The organism is Planktothrix paucivesiculata PCC 9631, from assembly GCF_900009265.2.
In the GTDB taxonomy this organism is placed as follows: domain Bacteria; phylum Cyanobacteriota; class Cyanobacteriia; order Cyanobacteriales; family Microcoleaceae; genus Planktothrix; species Planktothrix paucivesiculata.
The window spans coordinates 1-304 of sequence record NZ_LR735094.1 but is presented as its reverse complement, the minus strand read 5'-3'; the positions used below and the strand labels follow the sequence as shown (position 1 = coordinate 304).

At 38.5% G+C, this 304-nt stretch carries 1 protein-coding gene; it reads left to right on the top strand.

What is annotated here, in order from left to right:
• Window positions 1–189: hypothetical protein (locus tag PL9631_RS25710; protein WP_231516865.1), on the top strand; the 189-nt coding region annotated here is incomplete at its 5' end.
• Window positions 190–304 lie beyond the last annotated feature (115 nt).

Below are 304 nucleotides of genomic sequence, written 5' to 3'. Positions count from 1 at the left end.
GAAGGAGTAACAGAAATGCTGGAATATAATGTCCAACTTTATAGTTTGTTTAAGTTGTTAGAGAATCCGCGAGTTATCTATGTCGAAGATGAGGGGACTGACCCTGACCCCTATACGGGATTATTCATTACCGGACTGAGTTCCGATGGTGAAACTGTTTATGCTCAGGCTCTATTAACTCAAACCTAATCTTTCAAGTTCTCCCTCTAAGTTTTGGCAGTTTGGCACTAAAAAAAGACTACTAAAAAAGACTATGGATCAGCGAATCCGTAGTCTTCTTTTTATGGGATTAATCAAGCATTAA